The following is a 15581-nucleotide window of genomic DNA, read 5'->3' as shown; positions in this document are numbered from 1 at the left end:
CTGCGGGCGCTGGTAGGGGCACCTGGGGTACAGCCCGGGCCAGCGCTGGTTTCGTTTCGCTGCAGATTGGCGCTGGATCTCCATGCCGATGCCGAACATGATGGTGAGCAGTCCCAGGAACTTGCCGTCCGTGACCAACGCGCTTGCGGCATTGAACAACGCGTCGGCGGCCTCTGCTGCAGTTCCATTCGTGGAAGCGGCGCGAACCTCATCCCAGAGCGTGAAGTTCGGATCGAAATACTGCTCCATGACGCTGTCCATCTGGTGCCAGGTGGCAAAGATCCAGATATTCGTCGCCAATGTGCCCAGAATTGCGATGCCGCGAGCCACGTCGAGAGCAACGATTCGCCGATAGGTGGGTTCATTCACGGGTGCCATACTAGACAAAACGCGATTATGAGAAATGGCGCAAAGACGGTAGGGTTGTCTCTCGCTGTTGTCGAAGTACATATATACGCCTACGTCAACCGATTGCATTTGCGCCGGTAGCGGACCCTCACACCGCTTCTCACCTGGCGCTTTCCTCACAACGTGATCGAGTCGTGGGCGGTAAGAAGAGTAAGGAAGAAACCCATGTCGGCACATTGCCAGGTCACGGGACGTCAGCCGTCGTTCGGCAAGACCGTCTCGCACTCGCACCGCCGCCACTCGCGCCGTTGGAACCCCAACGTGCAGAAGCGGAAGTTTTACCTGCCCTCCGAGGGCCGTACCATCACCCTGAACGTTTCCACGAAGGGTCTGAAGATCATTGACCGCGACGGCATCGAGTCCGTCGTAGCCCAGATCCGTGCACGAGGTGAGAAGATCTAATGGCACGTAACGATATCCGCCCGATCATCAAGCTGAAGTCCACCGCGGGCACCGGCTTCACCTACGTCACCCGCAAGAACAAGCGCAACAACCCGGACCGCATCACGCTGAAGAAGTACGATCCGGTAGTTCGCAAGCACGTCGAATTCCGCGAGGAGCGATAATCCATGGCGAAGAAGTCTAAGATCGCTAAGAACGAGCAGCGTAAAGAGATCGTCGCCCGCTACGCGGAGCGTCGTAACGAGCTCAAGGCAATCATCAAGAACCCGGAGACCTCTGACGAGGATCGTCTGGACGCTCAGTTTGAGCTCAACCGTCAGCCGCGCGACGCATCCCCGGTGCGCGTGCGCAACCGTGACTCGCGTGACGGCCGCCCCCGCGGCTACCTCCGCAAGTTCGGTGTTTCCCGTGTCCGTATGCGCGAGATGGCTCACCGCGGTGAGCTGCCTGGCGTCCGTAAGTCTTCGTGGTAAGGAGGACTCAAATTATGAAGCGCAACAATTCGCGTAAGCCGCGCATTGAGCAGTCCCGTCGCCCGAAGAAGAACCCGCTGAAGGCAAAGGGCATCGAGACCGTCGACTACAAGGATATTGAGACCCTGCGTCTGTTTATCTCCGACCGTCACAAGATTCGTTCCCGCCGCGTCACGGGCCTGACCCCGCAGCAGCAGCGCCAGGTCGCTACCGCTGTGAAGAACGCGCGCGAGATGGCTCTTCTGCCGTTCACCACCCGCTAATTAGCCGGTTGACGATGACAGCGTAAGAGTCTTCGGCTCTAAGCACCCGCACTCCCCTCCCCGCGAGGGTTGAGAGCGGGTGTTTTTCTTCTAAAGTAGTGGCGTATCCCAGAAAGGTAGGCAGGGTATGGCGAATTCGGTCGGACGACCACGCAAGCAAAGCCCACGGCGCAAAGGCGCAACCGCCCGCGAAGAAATCCTCGATGCCGCATCCGAACTTTTCACACGCAAAGGCTTCGCAACTACCTCCACTCACGACATTGCTGACGCCGTAGGCATCCGTCAGGCGTCGCTGTACTACCACTTCCCCTCCAAGCGCGACATCTTCCTCACGCTGCTCATGGGGACACTGCAGCCTTCGCTGGATCTCGCATCAGACTTGGCCAAGACCGACGAGACCGCAGCTGTGAAGCTCTGGGCGCTCGTCGCCGCCGAGACTCGTATCTTGTTGTCCTCGAATTGGAACGTCGGCCGACTCTACCAATTGCCAGTGTTGGAGTCGGAGGAGTTTGACGAGTACCACGAGGCACGCCAACGCCTGGAGGGTATCTTCCGCGACCTGGCGGCGCAGATCGTTGGCGACGACGACCCCCGCATCGACCTACCGTTCCACATGACGCTCGCCGCCATCGAGATGCGCGACAACACCGGCGTTGCGCCATACCCGCTTGTCGACGACGCCCTGCCCGCCCCCTCCGTCACCATCGCCGATGCCGTCCTGGACGTGCTGCATACGGACCTTCCGGATCGCCGCGCCGAGCGCATGCTCAGCCTCGTCGCGCAAGTATCGCGCGACGAGGACGCGTAGTTTAGAACTTGTCGAGATCCTCGACCGCGACGCGGGCCTCGAACCAATCCCCGTCGTCTCGCTTCACGCCCCAAATCCGGGCCCCTGACGGTGAATCAATCGGGAACACATCCGCATCAGCGGTGATAAGTTCCTTAGTCTTCACATCGCTTTGAGCAACGCGCGGGGAAGTTCGATTGCCGTCGTAGGTAAAGATCGACTCCCCGTCCGAAATCGCGTCGACGAAGTCCAACTTCTTGAGTTCATCCTTACCCAATTCGAGCAGGACTTCTCCAGACTCGGGCTTCAGAACGAGAAGTTTTACTATGCCCTCGGCTCGCGAGGTGAAGATAGCCGTAATGACGTCACCGCTGCGCCGCACCACAGGTACAGAACTGTAGGTTCTGGTTTCCACACTCATTGCCTCATCTGCCTTGCCACCGCTGACATAAAGGAATTTCGCTTCACAAGGCTTCGTTGGCTCATCGGTACAGCGCTCCTGTTCCGCAGTATCCTTGCCGTACACAAGGGCATCGTCGCCGATACGCCACACGGCTTCGGGTGCGAAACCTTTACGTATCTCAACGTCCTCGCCCGACTCTAGGTTTCGGCGCCTCAAATCCCCATCGTTGCTTGCGTAATACAGCACGGGCTCCCCGCTCTGCGCGAGCACGCGGAAGAAATTATTGGTCTCGATGTGCTCATGCCTTGTTTCTTGGCCAGAGGCGATATCCACCGCAACGACATCGATTTGTTTCTTCGAGCCGGCCTCCGGAATGTTCGCGAGATAGATCTTCTCCGCACTCGCCGCGATAATTTCGGCGGACTTAGCGTCGAGGTTCTTCGAATCCACTTCCGCGAGGGTTGGCTCGTCGAAGGATGCAAAATCGTCGAGGAACGTCGAAAGGCTTACCTTCTCCGTTTGTAGGCCCTGCGTACTCTCCACAGTCTTCACAAAGCTGGCGCCTTTGGTCTTCCCGTCGTCGGCAACCAGCATCATCGTCGTGGTCATACGTTTGTCCTCAGAGCCATCGAACTTCTTCGGGGAGACGTCGTACAACGCTCCCGTGTCCAGATCGAGCGCACGGGTTTCTTTGTCCCAGGATGTGACAGCGAGTTTTGCAGGGACCGCCTGATTGAATGTCGGATTGAACACGTCGAGGTTGTCGATCCCAAGTGACCTTGTTTCTGGCAAGTCACGTGCTGCTTCAGGCGCCGCCTCTAACGGATCGACGGCCATGCGTGCGTTGTTGTTCCACTGTGGCTTAAGGGATTCCGCAGCCGTAGTTGCGTGCTTAGTTGGGTCAAGCACTTCCGTTTCGGTTTCATCCGCGCCGCCACAGGCACTCAGCGAAACTGTCAACAGCCCTGCTCCAAGAAGTGCGATTGCTTTCGTCTTATTCATGTTCAATCTCCTCGTTCTCTCGCCGTGTTAGTCAAAGATGTCGTAGAGCTTCCAGTCGCCGCCATCTCGAGCGAACAGAAACAGTTGGGTATTGACCGATGTCGCATGGACGTCCTTGTTTTTCACCTCCGTGTTGATCCCAACGAGTCGCGCCTCCTTGATCCCACTCAACCCGTAAAGACGGTCGAGGTAGTCGGTATTCTCCGACGCATCGTCACCTTGTTTCTTTGCGACGAGGTCCTTCAGGTCGTAGCTCTCCCCCGCGGCGTACTCGGCATCGTCGGATGATCCGATGCTCGTGTTCTCAAGCTTGTTTTCAAGCAACGCTGCACGGCCAGCAGCGGCATGCTGATTCATCCAGTCGGCCCTATCGTCCTCATCAAGCTGGGCGATTTCGTTGGCGAGCTTCTCAGGTCCGCTCGAGCCCAGCCCAGCGCCAACAAGCTGAGGAACTACCAGCGCAATGATGAGCACACCCGCAACAACAGCAGCAATAGGCCACCAACGCTTCACATCGAACGACTTCTCCGGTGTGTTGTCCCCTTCGCCAGAGCCGGGAACAACGGCTGGTTCGGAAACTTCGGGGGCTTCTGGTGCTTCGGGTGCGGTCGGTGCAGCCGTTGCAGCCGGTGACGCCATGGCGGCCAGCGACCGAAGGCTTTGCACGTTCATGGGCATGCCACTGTCGGCCTTCAAGCGAGAGTCGTACATCTGGCGCTTAGTCGGGTCTCCCAGAATCTCCCGAGCCAGACGCAATTCCTCCTCGCCACCAGGGTTGGAGGTGAGGCCGCTGTCGAGGCGTTGCGTGAGCTCGTCGACAAGCAGCTCGCTCGAAGCCGACGGATCAAGTTCGAGCGTCTTGTACAGGTTGTAATGCTGCATCCCGGTTTCCTTCTACTGCTCGCTGATGAAGACGGAGGCGTTGTTGCCGCCGGTGCAGCGGAAACCGCCCTGCGCCGGCGAGCAGGACATCATGTAGTACTGGCCGGTCTTCGGGCTCAGGCTACGCAGCGAAGTCGGCGTCTTTCCGTGCTCCGCGTAGTACGCGCGGAAATCATCACCTACGGCACGCGCGAAGCCCTCAGTTGTGACGGACGTTTCCGGCACGCCAACCCCGAAGGTACGGTCCTTCCGGTCAGCGTCTGGCTTCGCCGACGACGGTGCCGCCGATGGCTTTGCGCCGTCAGTCGCGGCCCCACCTGGAGCACGCGTCGACGTTTCCACAACAGTGGAGGTCACCGGCTCCTTGGAGCCACTGGACGATCCGCTAAAGCTCCACGCGGCGAACGCACCGAGGACCGCCAGGAGGGCAACGGCGAGCACGCCAATGATGATGTAGAGCACCCGGTTCGATGACTTCGGCTCTTGTGGGCCGGGCGCCGGCGCGTACGCAGGTTGGCTCCACTGCTGCTGTTCCCAACTTTGCGCCGGGAACTGCTGGGTGGGCATATGCTGCTGTGGTTGTCCCCACTCGTCGTATTCGGATGGTTTCGGGGTGTATGCCGCCCACTCATCGTTGGGGTTGGCATTTGGGTTCGACATCGTGGAATCTCCAAGCTACGGGGGTGTTTGTCCCCGCAGTCTATCGTCCAGCCTCCGAACAGTCAGGATTTGGCGAGCCCAATTGCAGCTCGAGCACAGCGTTTGTGAGATCAGTTGCCATCAATTGGGCCGTCGCATAGGTGCCGTCGGCGGGCGAAACTGTCAGCGCGATGCCGTAGCCGTTGTACAGGCCGAGCTGGCGCACGGTGTACTTCCCGTCGTCCCCCGGACCCCAGCCACCTTTGAAGGCAACATCCGGCAAAACCCCCAGACCGTAGCGCTGCTCCGGCACTACCTTGCGCATCATGTCGAGTACCTCGTCGGACCCCGCCACGCAGCGCAGGTTGGAGGCGAACACTGCCTGCTCACGAGTGCCCCATCGCGTTTGACCGAAAGCCGTGAATCCAGGCCTGAGCACAACGGTGTTCATCGGGAGATCTACTCCTGCTTCACGCAGCACTGCTTCTACCTCCGCAGGCTCAACCGTCGCCCACAGTGTTTCTGCTGCGAAGTTGTCTGAGGCGGTAATCGCAGACTCCGCAACCGGAAGTAGCGAAGGGTCTTTGCGAAGCGCAGCGACCGCGATCGGAACCTTCGAAGTTGACCACGCTACCTGCGGATCTTGTTCCGGCGATCCTACTGCGTCCCGGCCGTCAGACACCGCGAGCTCTGCCGTTCCCCCGTATTGAGCAACCACGGCATCGACTGCTGCTTGGAGCTGCGGTTGCAACTGCTCCAGAACAGGCGCGGGGACGGGCGAGGGTGCGAGTGAACTCGGCGTAATTACGTGGGTTGCCGTCACAGTTTCCGTCGCTGGTTCTGAGGCCCGCTCCCCTGCCCCGCACGCGCTGAGCGCAAGCCCAGCGGCGACCAGCGCTGCAGCAAACCTCAGTCGCGGCGTCATGTTTAGCAGCGGGCCGTCGGCAGATCGCCGCGCATTGCTGCGATGCCGTCCGCCAGCTCGTTGAGCATGGCGAAACTACCCTCGTGCCCCTTCGGGCTGTGCGCGGTGATCGCCACGGCGATATCCCCGTTCGGCCCAGGGATGAGGCCAAACTGGCGGGCGAGGTGCCCGTTCTCGTAGTAGTTCCAGCCGCCCTTGAAGCGTGCACCAGGGATGCGCCCTACACCCCAGCGCTGATAATCGACGACGCGCCCCATCATGTCCAGCACCGGCTCATGCCCCTTCACGCAGCGCAGGCCCGATGCAAACGCCGCCTGGTCGCTGGTGGTCCACAGCGTGTCCATCTGGTATCCCGCGGAGTTGGTGGTCCGCGATCCTGCCTCGGCGATGATGCCGTCGAGTTCCGCGCCCGATACCTGGCCAAACATACGGTGCGCGGCAGGGTTATCGGAGCGGGTCACGGCGACCTCAGCATCCGGGTAGGCTGCCGGGCTCTTGCGCAGCGCACCAATAGCCACCGGGACCTTCATAGTGGAAAATGCCGGCTCCGGGCGGTTATCCCCTGCGGTAATGCCACCGACAGATGCTGTCGCGCGGCCACCATGTCGCGCAACAACGTCGCGCACAAGCTGATCAAGCTGCGCTTGAACCTCCGTGGCACTCTTGCCCGTCGGCTGTCTCTTCGCGGCGGCCGGTGCCGTCAGCGGCAACGGCAGGTGGATGGCTCGCTGCACTTGCGGCGGCAGTTGCTTGTAGGTCTGCACAATGGCCGGGCCTACAACCGGGATCTGATCAATCGCGGAGTAGGTGGGAATGGCCGGCAGGCCCGGAAGCGAAATACCTGCGGTGAGCGCAAGCGCGGCGAGCTTGGAGGACACGGAGGTACTCTCCTTCAGAGGGTTAGTGGGCGAAGTGGCGGGTGCCGGTGAGATACATGGTCACGCCGGCTTCCTTGGCTGCAGCGATGACTTCCTCGTCACGGATGGATCCGCCGGGCTGGACAACGGCCTTCACACCGGCGTCTGCAAGCAACTGGAATCCGTCGGCAAACGGGAAGAACGCGTCGGAGGCTGCCACGGCACCGTTGGTGCGGTTGCGGCCCTCGTCCAGTGTGTTCGCGCGGTCAACGGCCAGCTTGGCCGAATCGACGCGGTTGACCTGGCCCATGCCGATGCCCACCGATGCGCCGTCGTTGGCAATCAGGATGGCGTTGGACTTCACGCAACGCACCGAGCGCCACGCGAACTCAAGATCGGCGAGGGTCTGCTCGTCGGCAGCGTCGCCGGCAACCAGCTTCCAGTTGGCGGCTGCGTCGCCGTCGGCCTGGAACTGGTCGCGCTCCTGGACCAGCCAACCACCGGTGATCTGCTTGCGTTCCTCGGTGAGTTGCTCCGGGGTGACCTCCAGCAGGCGCAGGTTCTCCTTCGTGCGCAGCAGCTCGAGTGCTTCCGGCGCGAAAGACGGGGCGATGACCACCTCGGTGAAGATCGGGTGGATCTGCTCTGCAAGCTCAAGGGTAACCTCGCGGTTCGCAGCGATCACGCCGCCGTAAGCAGAGACAGGGTCGCAGGCGTGTGCCTTCTTGTGTGCATCCGCGATGGACTCGTCGGAAACTGCGAGACCACACGGATTGGCGTGCTTGATAATCGCGACGCACGGACGGTTGTGATCCCAAGCCGCACGCCATGCGGCGTCAGCGTCCTGGTAGTTGTTGTAGCTCATTGCCTTGCCGCCGTGCTGCTTCGCAGCGGCAATGCCCCAACCGTCGCTTTCCAGGCGGGCTGCCTGGTGCGGGTTCTCGCCGTAGCGCAGTTCCGTGGTCTGCGCACCAGACTCGGTCTGGCTCTCGAGCTGGGAGGCGAGCCAGGAGGACACGGCGGCGTCGTAACGCGCAGTGTGCGTGAACGCCTCGAGGGCGAGCTCGCGGCGCTCGTCGAGCGTAAAGCCACCGTTCTTCACGGCCTCCACAACGTCGGCGTAGCGCTTCGGGGAGGTCACAACCGCGACAGACGGGTGGTTCTTGGCTGCCGCGCGCACCATCGACGGACCACCGATATCGATCTGCTCGACGCACTCGTCAAAGTTGGCACCTGAGGCGACGGTTTCCTCGAACGGGTACAGGTTGACCACGACGAGCGAGAACGGCTCGATGCCCAGCTCCTCAAGCTGCGCCTTGTGGTCGTCCTTACGCAGGTCTGCCAGGATGCCCGAGTGCACGCGCGGGTGCAGCGTCTTCACACGGCCGTCGAGTACCTCCGGGAAACCGGTGACCTCTGCGACCTCGGTCACCGGCACGCCTGCGTCTGCAATGCGCTTCGCGGTGGAACCGGTGGAGACGATTTCTACGCCGGCTTCGCCCAACGCGCGAGCCAGATCCTCCAGCCCCGTCTTGTCGTAGACGCTGATTAGCGCGCGCTTGATTTCCCGCTTCGCGGCATTCGTCATGAGAAAAGGACCTTTCCGTTTACTACTTGAGCGTTATGGAGCAGTTCCACGATCTGCTCGCGCTCGACCTTCTTGATGCGCTCGTGCAGCGTGGAGGTGGTGTCGTCCGGCAGCACCTCAACGGCACGCTGGGCGATGATCTCGCCGCTATCCAGTCCGGAATCGACGTAGTGGACGGTGCAGCCGGTGACCTTCACACCGTATTCCAGAGCATCCCGGACAGCGTGTGCGCCCGGGAATGATGGCAGCAACGACGGGTGCGCGTTGATGGTTCGACCTTCATACTTCTCAAGGAAGGGCTTGCCCAGGATGCGCATGAAGCCCGCCGAAACGACAAGGTCTGGCTTCACGGACGCAAGCGTGGCGGCAAGTTTTTCGTTCCACGCGTTGCGGTTGGTTTCCATTGGCACCACTGCGGTGCGGATACCCGCGTTCTTCGCACGTTGGATCGCTGGGCAAATTTGATCCGCCACCACAATGTCGATGCGGTAGCGACCTTGCGCATTGTCGATCATGGACCGCAGCAACGTACCCGTTCCAGAGACGAGCACAGCAATTGATTTCACTGAATCACTCACGCGAAGCAGTCTAGCTGTCAGTGTTCGCAGGTGTGCGTTGCCTTAGCGCAGCTACCCCCAACACGGTTGCACCGGTGACGGCAACCCATACAAATAGCAGTAGCGCCAGCACCCAAGGGTCCACGCCGATGACCCCATAAGCGCCTGCTTGCCCTGAGGAGAAGACGCCTGCGGCCGCGCCGAATAGGGCGCACCACGTGGCAGTTGCTGCAATAGCAGTCAGAGACACTTGCTTTGCGACGAAGTAATGCACCAGCACCGCCGCCGGCACCACCAACAGCACCGGCGCCCACGCGGGCACCTCCGCCGGGATCGCACCAAACAGGGGCAGGGGTGGGTACGGGATCTGGACTGCGTCGAAGAGGTTTATCGAACCGGCACCGTAGGTAAAGGACCCGCCGAGCATGACCGACAGCGCCCCGATAGCCGCATTTGGCAGGTACGCCACACAGAGCACGAACAGGCCGATACCGCCGCCCCACCCGAGGGATGGGTACTGGCCGAGCAGTTCGCGAACCTCACCAAAACCTGCAACGAGGAACGCAAGGTAGATCACTGCGGCTGCACTCAGCAGGCGTACAACGATCTTGCCTGCAGCCTCACCTGCATCAACGGTTTCCGCGGGAACCCCCGCACGCTTCGCGAGCGCATGCCACACCACGTTGCGGATTCCGATGCAGTAACCAATGAGGTGCAAGATGACCGGGCAAAGCAGCGCGGCCACGGGGTGTGGTGCGGCCACCGGATAGACGGCCGACGCGTCAGCGACCATGAACAACGCGATGCCGCTGAACACCAGCGCAAAGCCGATGACAAGACCAAGCAGCACGAGGAGGTCCAGGATGCTCACTCGTCCCGCCGTAGCCGCACGGATGCGGCGCGCCACGAGTGCGACAACACCGATGGCTGGCAAAAGGGGTACGGCGGCGAGCTCGATGTCGTCGATACGCACTGGCACTCCGTGGAAGACGAACCAGCTCTCCCCCACCGCGGCAGGCAGGTAGGTCAGGCGCCAACCTGCGATGAGGATGACGGCAAAGCACACCACAAGCAGCCCGAGCCCGACGACAGCATTCGGCACAGCGACATACGGCAGGTAGTGCTTGATCCGCTCTTCGGTCGTCTCCGGGACCTTTGCGGGGGCAGACCGCTTCTTAATACCGGTGATCTTGCGCTTGGACATGCTGGCGTTGCGCGCGCGGCGCCCTCTTGTCGACGACGCCGGGCGTGGTTTCGGTGTGGTGCTCATCCCCGCCAACTCTGCCACTCCTCACCCCCACTTCTGGGGAAGGACACCCGATCTTCCAATTTGCCCCACCCGTCCGGAGAGTCACACCGTTCACATACGACTACACATGACGTGGATGCAACCGGGATGTAACACTGCGAAGACAGCGAACGATTAAGACAATTTTCAGATTCATCTTGCCCCGATGAAACCAATTCGTTACAGTAACCACTCGTAGATAACAGGAAGGTTACGATTCCCCTGCCGGAAACACTGCCAGCAGGGAAGATTCGAGGCCAACGGGAAATCTCAAAGAGGGCACATGTTCATTTCGAAGAAGCAGGGCGGCAAGCACCGTAAGCAGACGCCGAACACGGGTCGCGCAGCTGTCGTCGCCGCCGCCACTGGCGCGGTTTCCACCGCCGGCTTCTCCGGCCTCGCCGCAGGCGCTCTCACCTCGGACAAGAGCCAGGACGCGGATTACTCCATCCAGCTCGCAGCCGATACCGACGAAATTGCCGGCACCCCAGACAGCGACGCCGCAACCCCGCAGATCCTGGCGATCGCGGAGTACAAGCCGGTTGAGAACCTTACCGACCAGCTCAACAAGGCAGTCCAGCACTCCGACGAGGTCGCTCGCCAAGACGAAGCAGCACGTGCCCCGCTGGTCGTCCGCCCGGCCGACGGCGCTTACACCTCCGGCTTCGGCATGCGCTGGGGTTCGATGCACTCCGGCATCGATATCGCCAACGTGGAAGGCACCCCGATCCGCGCAGTTGCCGATGGCACTGTGATCGACTCCGGCCCGGCCCAGGGCTACGGCCAGTGGATCCGCATCCGCCACGAGGACGGCTCCATTTCCGTCTACGGCCACATGCAGTCTCTGTACGTAGGCGTCGGCGAGCAGGTCCATGCCGGCCAGGACATCGCCGGCATGGGTTCGCTGGGCTTCTCCACCGGCTCGCACCTGCACTTTGAAATCTGGCCGGACGGCGCAACCGCTGTCGACCCGGAGCCTTGGTTGGCCGCACGCGGCATCCAGCTCTAGGCCACACACAGACTTCTGCCCCGCTTCGGCGGGGCTTTTTCATTGTTGGGTGTCCAACTTTTCGGAGCATGCGGGGGTACACCATCCACCCCCACAGGCAATTAACATCCGTAACAAATTTCACTTCAGTAACATCGCGCCTGCCTGCAGCGATACCACCTAGCTACGCCCAATTAGAACAAACGTGCAGGTCACGCCATTGCTTCGCGGGTGGACACACGTTAAATTGACCTGCTGTGCGCGTAGCCAAAGCTGCGCCGAACCAGACCTGCGTAGAGAAGGTAAAACTGTGAAAACCAGTCGTATGTTCCCCGGTGCCTCCGTGGCAGCCGCTGCAGCATTGGCGCTGACGCTTGTAGCGTCGCCAGCGCACGCACTGACCCTCACTGTCGGTGGCGCACCTATCGGCAACCAGGGCGACGCCTTGGGCGCCCTTGCAAAGGCTGCAGACGCCATCCTGGACAACGGTGCAACCGTGACCGCTGGCGGCTACAAGATCGTGTACGACCCGCGCGCCCTCGATGCGCCGCTGTCGGCCGCGTTCGCTCCTGCCGATGGCACGGACTGGGTCGCACCGCAGCGCGGCCGCACCGCAGATGGCCGCACCGTGGTCATGCCGGCGTCTGGCCGCTACACCTCCGGTTACGGTCCACGCTGGGGCACGTTCCACCGTGGCATCGACATTGCCAACACGGAAGGCACCCCGATCTACGCGGCAATGGACGGCACCGTCACCGCAGCAGGTCCGGCGCAGGGCTTTGGCAACTGGGTCGTGATCAAGCACGACGGTGGCGAAGAGACCGTCTACGGCCACATGCGTTACTACGACGTGCAGGTCGGCCAGCGCGTCAAGGCGGGCCAGAAGATCGCCTCCATCGGCAACGAGGGCTACTCCACGGGCCCGCACCTCCACTTCGAGGTCAAGCCGGACGGTGTGAACCACGCCGACCCCGAGGTCTGGCTGGCCCAGCAGGGCATCCGGATCTAAAGCTTTTCCATCGGCACCCCGCCGATGGTCATCAGCCTGACGGTGCCAGACGACCCGAAATCGATTGTCACCGTCTCCCTCACGCCGGAACCTTCCACGGTGAGGACCGTGCCCAACCCGTACTTCGCGTGGTTGACGCGGTCTCCGGCCACTAAGTTCAAATTCTTGTGCACCGTCTGTTTCGGTGCACGGCGCGCAGAGCGCATCTGCGTGCGTGGACGCGAGGGCGAGCCCCACGCATCCGCGTTGAAGGAGCGCTCCGGTTCCAACCTGCGCCAGTCGATGAGGTCCTCCGGGACCTCTGCGAGGAAGCGACTGGCCGGGTTGGTTACCGGAGAGCCCCACGATGAGCGCAGCATCGCACGCGTCAGATATAGCCGCTCGCGGGCGCGCGTAATCCCCACATACGCCAGGCGACGTTCCTCGGCGAGCTCCGCTGGATCCCCCAACGCACGCAGGTGTGGGAACTGTCCGTCCTCCCAGCCGGTAACAAACACCACCGGGAACTCCAGGCCCTTTGCAGTGTGCAACGTCATCAACGTGACCACGCCCTGCTCGTTGTCCGGCAACTGATCCGCATCAGCGACGAGCGAAACCTTCTCCAAAAACGCCTGCAGTGATCCCGGCGCGGGTTCGCCTTCCTGCATAACCTCGTCGATTTCTTCATCGGTCATGTACGCCATCTGGTTCGCAGCGTCCGAGGAGAACTCACGGGCGACAGAGACCAACTCGTTGAGGTTGTCCAGGCGCGCCCCGTCCTGCGGGTCGTTGGAGGATTCAAGCTCTGCCTTGTAGCCGGTGGCATCAAGCACCTGGGCGACCAGTTGCCCGAGGTCTGGCATGCCGGTGACCTCATTGACCATGTTCGGCATGTCCTGGCGGAGCCCCCTCATCATGTCCACGAAGCGGGTAATGGAGTTCGTGGCGGCCTTGGCCAGCATGTCCACGTTGCCCTCAGTGGCGTCGATAAGCGAACGCCCAAAGCTTTGATTGTTTTGCTCCGAGTGCAGCGCCACCATGGCTTGCGCCTTGTCGCCAATGCCGCGTTTTGGCACGTTGACAATGCGCCGCATGCTCACCGTGTCGTCCGGGTTTTCTAGCACCTTCAGGTAAGCAACGATGTCGCGGATCTCGCGGCGCTCGTAGAAGCGGGTCCCGCCGACTACCTTGTACGGAATACCCGAGCGGATGAAAATGTCTTCCAACGCGCGCGAGGCGTTGTTGGTGCGATACATCACTGCGATATCCGAGTACGGCACGCCGCGATCCGACAGGGCATCGATTTCCGTGGCGATGAAGCGGGCCTCGTCGTGCTCGTTGTCCGCGACATAGCCGACGATCTTCTCCCCCGTGCCGTGGTCAGTCCACAGCTTCTTCGGGCGGCGGCCCTCGTTCTGCGCGATGACAGCGTTCGCGGCACTCAAGATGTTCTGCGTGGAGCGGTAGTTCTGCTCCAGCATGATCGTCTCCGCATCGGGGTAGTCGCGCTCGAACTCCTCGATGTTGCGGATCGTCGCGCCACGGAAGGCGTAAATGGACTGGTCAGAATCGCCCACCACCGCCAGCTCGGGCGCGTCGGGGCCGTCGCCCACCAGGGTGTGGATGAGTTCGTATTGAGCGTGGTTGGTGTCCTGGTATTCGTCGACAAGCACATGCCTGAAGCGACGCCGGTAGTACTCCGTGACCTGCGGATGCGTCTTGAAGATGCGGACTACCTCGCCGATCAGATCGTCGAAATCGAGCGCGTTGGATTGACGCAGGCGGCGCTGATATTCCGCGAACACGTTCGCCACCGTGGTCTCGAACGGGTTGTGGGTGCGTTGCGCCTGTGCTTGCGCCTGGTCCGGATCCACCAACTCGTTTTTCAGATTCGAAATCGCGTTGGCCAGCACGCGCGGCGAGAACTTCTTCAGATCCAAGTTCATGTCTTTGCCGATCATGCCGAGCAGTCGACGTGAATCGTCCGAATCATAAATAGTGAAGCTGGTATTCAACCCCGGCACCAACTGCGCCTGCTGGCGCAAAATACGCACGCACACCGAGTGGAACGTGGCCACCCACATGCGTTCCGCCTCAGGTCCGACGAGTTGGCCGACGCGCTCCTTCATCTCCGCTGCGGCCTTATTAGTAAAGGTGATGGCAAGGATCTGCCACGGCGCTACCCCACGGTTTTGCAGCAAATAGGCAATACGGCGGGTCAGCACCGCAGTTTTGCCGGAACCAGCGCCGGCGACGATAAGCAGCGGGCTACCTTCGTGCACGACGGCCGCCTGTTGCTGCGGGTTCAGGCCAAGGGTCACATCAGTCATGGCAGTCACTGTACTAACGCCGCCGACACGACCCTGACCGTGTGTTCGAACTGGCATAATCTACTGCCATGAGTGAGCTTGAAATCCGCATGCCATCCGGCACCGACGATCCCCTTTCGGACGCGGAGATCCAGGAATACCGCAAGGAAATCGACCGACTTGACCGCGTCATCCTCGACGCAGTGAAGCGCCGCAGCCAGATTTCCGCCGCGATTGGTAAGACACGCATGGGCTCGGGCGGCACGCGTCTTGTCCACACTCGCGAGGTGGCCATCATTAACCAGTTCCAGGACGAGTTGGGCGAGGAAGGCCCCGGCCTGGCACAGATCCTGCTGCGGCTCGGCCGGGGCAAGTTGGGTTAACGCACTTGGGGCTAGCGCTCCGGACGGCTAGTCCTGCTCGGTGGAATCGAGCACGACCTCAAATTCCAGCAGTTCAGCAGACTGTGACACCGGCTTGCGCGGGGCCTCACCGTTATCGCCGCCCTTGTCGCTTTCAGCGTGCCCGGCGCGGCCTGCGCCTTCCCACCAGGCGTTGTAGGACTCCTCGTCGGCCCAGCGGGTGACCACGAAGTAGCGCTCCTCCCCCTTGACCGGGCGCAGAAGCTGGAAGCCTTCGAAGCCGGGCTGGGAGTCGATGGCGTGCTTGCGGGCAGCGAAGCGGCGCTCGAGTTCCTCGCCGGCGCCTTCGGGGACAGTAATCGCGTTGATTTTGACGATGCTCATGGGCGCCATTATCCAGATTTGCCGGGTGGTGGGGTGTTACCCGGAAGGCACGACAGGTTTTGACTACCGTAGTTTG

18 protein-coding genes and 1 pseudogene are annotated in these 15581 nt (G+C 61.5%); 8 read left to right on the top strand and 11 right to left on the bottom strand.

The features are described 5' to 3' along the window. A pseudogene (locus HMPREF2785_RS02860) lies at nucleotides 1-369 on the bottom strand (hypothetical protein); the annotation flags it as partial. A 204-nt stretch (nucleotides 370-573) separates the two neighbouring features. On the opposite strand from HMPREF2785_RS02860, the gene rpmB reads away from it, so the two are divergent. From rpmB to HMPREF2785_RS02835, 5 genes are all read left to right on the top strand, one after another. Then, nucleotides 574-810: a 50S ribosomal protein L28 gene (gene rpmB / locus HMPREF2785_RS02855; RefSeq protein WP_042409504.1), complete on the top strand. Its 237-nt coding sequence runs from the start codon at nucleotides 574-576 to the stop codon at nucleotides 808-810. After that, a complete protein-coding gene (gene rpmG / locus HMPREF2785_RS02850) occupies nucleotides 810-974 on the top strand; it encodes a 50S ribosomal protein L33 (protein ID WP_006841072.1) in 165 nt (54 codons plus the stop codon). Before rpmB ends, rpmG begins: the two co-directional genes overlap by 1 nt. Nucleotides 975-977: 3 nt before the next feature. After that, a complete protein-coding gene (gene rpsN, locus HMPREF2785_RS02845) occupies nucleotides 978-1283 on the top strand; it encodes a 30S ribosomal protein S14 (RefSeq protein WP_034999472.1) in 306 nt (101 codons plus the stop codon). Nucleotides 1284-1294: 11 nt separating this feature from the next. Beyond that, nucleotides 1295-1546 (top strand): 30S ribosomal protein S18, encoded by a 252-nt coding sequence (rpsR, locus tag HMPREF2785_RS02840; protein WP_180950003.1) that lies wholly within the window; start codon nucleotides 1295-1297, stop codon nucleotides 1544-1546. A 127-nt stretch (nucleotides 1547-1673) separates the two neighbouring features. After that, nucleotides 1674-2354: a TetR/AcrR family transcriptional regulator gene (locus tag HMPREF2785_RS02835; protein ID WP_070421430.1), complete on the top strand. Its 681-nt coding sequence runs from the start codon at nucleotides 1674-1676 to the stop codon at nucleotides 2352-2354. A 1-nt stretch (nucleotide 2355) separates the two neighbouring features. Here HMPREF2785_RS02835 and HMPREF2785_RS02830 read toward each other — a convergent pair whose 3' ends face one another. From HMPREF2785_RS02830 to HMPREF2785_RS02795, 8 genes are read right to left on the bottom strand one after another with little or no spacing between them, the layout of a single operon-like run. Beyond that, entirely contained in the window at nucleotides 2356-3738 is a 1383-nt protein-coding gene (locus HMPREF2785_RS02830; protein WP_070614209.1) for a hypothetical protein, read from the bottom strand. Nucleotides 3739-3765: 27 nt separating this feature from the next. Next, the gene (locus HMPREF2785_RS02825) at nucleotides 3766-4620 is read right to left on the bottom strand and encodes a J domain-containing protein (protein WP_070614208.1); all 855 of its coding nucleotides are present in this window, start codon (nucleotides 4618-4620) and stop codon (nucleotides 3766-3768) included. A 12-nt stretch (nucleotides 4621-4632) separates the two neighbouring features. Beyond that, nucleotides 4633-5280, bottom strand: a complete 648-nt coding sequence (locus HMPREF2785_RS02820) for a hypothetical protein (RefSeq protein WP_070421433.1) — start codon at nucleotides 5278-5280, stop codon at nucleotides 4633-4635. Between the two features lie 40 nt (nucleotides 5281-5320). After that, nucleotides 5321-6184 (bottom strand): serine hydrolase, encoded by an 864-nt coding sequence (locus tag HMPREF2785_RS02815; protein WP_180949995.1) that lies wholly within the window; start codon nucleotides 6182-6184, stop codon nucleotides 5321-5323. Nucleotides 6185-6186: 2 nt separating this feature from the next. Further along, nucleotides 6187-7062, bottom strand: a complete 876-nt coding sequence (locus HMPREF2785_RS02810) for a serine hydrolase (protein ID WP_083308833.1) — start codon at nucleotides 7060-7062, stop codon at nucleotides 6187-6189. A gap of 22 nt (nucleotides 7063-7084) precedes the next feature. Continuing rightward, a complete protein-coding gene (gene purH, locus HMPREF2785_RS02805) occupies nucleotides 7085-8629 on the bottom strand; it encodes a bifunctional phosphoribosylaminoimidazolecarboxamide formyltransferase/IMP cyclohydrolase (protein WP_070614207.1) in 1545 nt (514 codons plus the stop codon). Further along, the gene (gene purN, locus HMPREF2785_RS02800; protein WP_371325687.1) at nucleotides 8626-9207 is read right to left on the bottom strand and encodes a phosphoribosylglycinamide formyltransferase; all 582 of its coding nucleotides are present in this window, start codon (nucleotides 9205-9207) and stop codon (nucleotides 8626-8628) included. The genes purH and purN overlap by 4 nt, the downstream gene beginning before the upstream one ends. 10 nt (nucleotides 9208-9217) lie before the next feature. Beyond that, a complete protein-coding gene (locus tag HMPREF2785_RS02795; protein ID WP_141750628.1) occupies nucleotides 9218-10456 on the bottom strand; it encodes a cell division protein PerM in 1239 nt (412 codons plus the stop codon). A gap of 301 nt (nucleotides 10457-10757) precedes the next feature. On the opposite strand from HMPREF2785_RS02795, the gene HMPREF2785_RS02790 reads away from it, so the two are divergent. Continuing rightward, complete coding sequence (locus HMPREF2785_RS02790; RefSeq protein ID WP_070421437.1) at nucleotides 10758-11483, top strand: M23 family metallopeptidase; 726 nt, start codon at nucleotides 10758-10760, stop codon at nucleotides 11481-11483. A gap of 289 nt (nucleotides 11484-11772) precedes the next feature. Further along, nucleotides 11773-12471: a M23 family metallopeptidase gene (locus tag HMPREF2785_RS02785; protein ID WP_224212937.1), complete on the top strand. Its 699-nt coding sequence runs from the start codon at nucleotides 11773-11775 to the stop codon at nucleotides 12469-12471. Here HMPREF2785_RS02785 and pcrA read toward each other — a convergent pair. Continuing rightward, on the bottom strand, nucleotides 12468-14780 hold the full coding sequence (pcrA, locus tag HMPREF2785_RS02780) for a DNA helicase PcrA (protein WP_070614205.1): 2313 nt from the start codon (nucleotides 14778-14780) through the stop codon (nucleotides 12468-12470). The two genes, HMPREF2785_RS02785 and pcrA, sit on opposite strands and share 4 nt — an antisense overlap. Nucleotides 14781-14848: 68 nt before the next feature. Between pcrA and HMPREF2785_RS02775 the strand changes: the two genes are divergently transcribed. Further along, nucleotides 14849-15142, top strand: coding sequence for a chorismate mutase (locus tag HMPREF2785_RS02775; RefSeq protein ID WP_070483699.1), 294 nt, complete (start codon nucleotides 14849-14851; stop codon nucleotides 15140-15142). A 27-nt stretch (nucleotides 15143-15169) separates the two neighbouring features. On the opposite strand, the gene HMPREF2785_RS02770 is transcribed toward HMPREF2785_RS02775, so the two are convergent. Beyond that, nucleotides 15170-15505 (bottom strand): antibiotic biosynthesis monooxygenase family protein, encoded by a 336-nt coding sequence (locus HMPREF2785_RS02770; RefSeq protein WP_070483701.1) that lies wholly within the window; start codon nucleotides 15503-15505, stop codon nucleotides 15170-15172. Between the last annotated feature and the right edge of the window lie 76 nt (nucleotides 15506-15581).

The organism is Corynebacterium sp. HMSC067D03 (genome assembly GCF_001811185.1).
Classification (GTDB): domain Bacteria; phylum Actinomycetota; class Actinomycetes; order Mycobacteriales; family Mycobacteriaceae; genus Corynebacterium; species Corynebacterium coyleae.
Note: the sequence above shows the minus strand (reverse complement) of the source record. Positions and strands in the feature narration are given on the sequence as shown.

Excerpts from the sequence above, each read along its gene's own strand:
- rpmG (WP_006841072.1), top strand. The coding sequence starts at position 810 with ATGGCACGTAACGATATCCGCCCGATCATCAAGCTGAAGTCCACCGCG.
- HMPREF2785_RS02825 (WP_070614208.1), bottom strand. The coding sequence starts at position 4,620 with ATGCAGCATTACAACCTGTACAAGACGCTCGAACTTGATCCGTCGGCT.
- HMPREF2785_RS02835 (WP_070421430.1), top strand. The coding sequence starts at position 1,674 with ATGGCGAATTCGGTCGGACGACCACGCAAGCAAAGCCCACGGCGCAAA.
- pcrA (WP_070614205.1), bottom strand. The coding sequence starts at position 14,780 with ATGACTGATGTGACCCTTGGCCTGAACCCGCAGCAACAGGCGGCCGTC.
- purH (WP_070614207.1), bottom strand. The coding sequence starts at position 8,629 with ATGACGAATGCCGCGAAGCGGGAAATCAAGCGCGCGCTAATCAGCGTC.
- rpmB (WP_042409504.1), top strand. The coding sequence starts at position 574 with ATGTCGGCACATTGCCAGGTCACGGGACGTCAGCCGTCGTTCGGCAAG.
- HMPREF2785_RS02790 (WP_070421437.1), top strand. The coding sequence starts at position 10,758 with ATGTTCATTTCGAAGAAGCAGGGCGGCAAGCACCGTAAGCAGACGCCG.
- HMPREF2785_RS02820 (WP_070421433.1), bottom strand. The coding sequence starts at position 5,280 with ATGTCGAACCCAAATGCCAACCCCAACGATGAGTGGGCGGCATACACC.
- HMPREF2785_RS02795 (WP_141750628.1), bottom strand. The coding sequence starts at position 10,456 with ATGAGCACCACACCGAAACCACGCCCGGCGTCGTCGACAAGAGGGCGC.
- HMPREF2785_RS02815 (WP_180949995.1), bottom strand. The coding sequence starts at position 6,184 with ATGACGCCGCGACTGAGGTTTGCTGCAGCGCTGGTCGCCGCTGGGCTT.
- HMPREF2785_RS02830 (WP_070614209.1), bottom strand. The coding sequence starts at position 3,738 with ATGAATAAGACGAAAGCAATCGCACTTCTTGGAGCAGGGCTGTTGACA.
- HMPREF2785_RS02770 (WP_070483701.1), bottom strand. The coding sequence starts at position 15,505 with ATGAGCATCGTCAAAATCAACGCGATTACTGTCCCCGAAGGCGCCGGC.
- rpsN (WP_034999472.1), top strand. The coding sequence starts at position 978 with ATGGCGAAGAAGTCTAAGATCGCTAAGAACGAGCAGCGTAAAGAGATC.
- HMPREF2785_RS02775 (WP_070483699.1), top strand. The coding sequence starts at position 14,849 with ATGAGTGAGCTTGAAATCCGCATGCCATCCGGCACCGACGATCCCCTT.